Consider the following 1,903-nt stretch of genomic DNA (forward strand, 5'->3'; position numbering starts at 1 on the left):
CGTATTCAAAAATAACTCCTCCGAGACTAATTACATTAGACCAAGAGTTAAAACTCCATACAAACAAATCTGAGAATCCGTTTTTGTTCAAGAATCCAATTATAAACTTAGAAATGGAAATACCTTACTAAAAGCGAAATAGAGCTGAAAGTTTTCCAGCTCATGCGTTAATTCGTTCCGTATGCTTACAAGTGGGAAATTGTGAACAACCAAAAAATTTATTTCCGTTTTGCTTCCCTTGTCTCACAATCATTTTATTTTTACAAACCGGACACTTCCTTTCAGCCGGATCTACTCGATGATACACATCTTCTGCTTTTTGTTCTGGATTCACTTTACTAATTAATTTTTGAAGTTCAAAACGATCAATGAGTTTTACCTGACATGCTTTTGCTAATTCTTCGGCTTGTTTTGTATATGCATTATTGGTTACGATCCATGCTTCATCTGCCTTATAATAGGCTTTCCCTGCATATACTTCTTGCACAGCCCGAATCCCAACTCGATTCTTTACCCCATATCGTTTCGCCTGAATCACAATACGATTTTTCCCTTTTAATACGACGTCTACTCCGTAATCACAAGAGCGTTTTGTGACCTCTGGACGGTACCCTAGTTCTCGAAAAAGAGCTTTTAAGTACACTTCAAACTGATATCCGTCCATTTTATCAATGTATTGAATACCTGACTTTGCCATCATCTTCAATACTCTTTTCTCTCGAATGATTCGATGAACAAACATATACATACGAAAGAGAACATACAAAACAAAACCGTAAATTAAAACCTGTATTATGCTGGAAGGGGGCACAACTGGTATTAATGGCTCAATTGATTTAGACACTTCGTTCCATCTCCTTTCTCTGTATTGATACTACTTGTTTCTTTTGCTGTCCTTGCGATTGTATATGAGATTGTTGCTGTTTTTCTGTTGATTGTATGACTGCCTTCAGTACATCATTCCAATCTTTTTCTTGTGATGGAAGATGCATTTGGACACGTGGATTAATCGTTAATGCTCCTATCTTTTCTGTGAATTCTTTCCCCGCTTTATCATTATCTACTGCTAGGACAATCCGATTCACGGGAAATCCTTCATCTTTTGCTTCTTTAAATGTGCGTAAAACGGTCTTCATCTTTAGACCATTCATACTGACTAGCCTTGCATTTTGTAGTCGATTTTGTTGTAGCGTCCAATAGGAAAGAAGGTCAATCGGACTCTCAAAATAATAAATGGATGTTGGTTTTCCAACATCCACCATAAACCCTGTATGCGGTTTTCCATTCGGCAAAATTTGTTTAAAGGAACCTCGTTTATTTGCCATCTTAACCGTCCCTTGACGCTCTGCCCCTACTATATTTCCTGTCCCACCTTGTTCTCGCCATTTGAATACCACATTCTTCTTTTTGTCCTGTGCAATCAAATCCTGTCCAATCAGCCAATTTACTAAACGAGCGTCAATTTTCCGCTCATCGGTTAAATAGTGCTTAATAGCTTGTTTATCCTGAACTTCTAAGTGTCCTGGATACCGAAATGGTTCGTCTTGTTTTACTTCTTCCTCCTTAGAAGATGTAAAAGTAGGATAATCACCAAGATTCACGTCTCGAACAGCTTCTTGAAAAGTCATACCATAGTACATCCTGGCAAAGCTAATCGCCCCGTATCCCTTCTCTCCTCGGCTATTCCATGCAAACATATTATCTCGAATAATCAAGCTGTCATGCTCGGTATGACGATAATAATTGCCTTCCTTTTGAAATTTCTCCCCTTTGGCCTCTAGATACGACAACAGATCCACACCTTTTGCTTTCATGACTTCCTCCTCTGCTAGTCGATATGTCATGTTGGCACCTCCCCTTGTTGTGAATAGTTTTAAGAATTAAAAAAGAGAACTGTTTGTAT

2 protein-coding genes are annotated in these 1,903 nt (G+C 38.2%); both read right to left on the reverse strand.

Features of this window, described 5'->3' with window-relative positions:
• Nucleotides 1–160 precede the first annotated feature (160 nt).
• Nucleotides 161–748 carry a restriction endonuclease gene (locus LOK41_RS27990; RefSeq protein WP_481748847.1) on the reverse strand — a complete coding sequence of 196 codons (588 nt, stop codon included), beginning with the start codon at nt 746–748 and terminating at the stop codon, nt 161–163.
• A gap of 88 nt (nt 749–836) precedes the next feature.
• Entirely contained in the window at nt 837–1,844 is a 1,008-nt protein-coding gene (locus tag LOK41_RS27995; RefSeq protein ID WP_241819353.1) for a DUF3991 and toprim domain-containing protein, read from the reverse strand.
• Nucleotides 1,845–1,903 lie beyond the last annotated feature (59 nt).

Source organism: Bacillus sp. TL12, assembly GCF_022625245.1.
In the GTDB taxonomy this organism is placed as follows: domain Bacteria; phylum Bacillota; class Bacilli; order Bacillales; family Bacillaceae_G; genus Bacillus_A.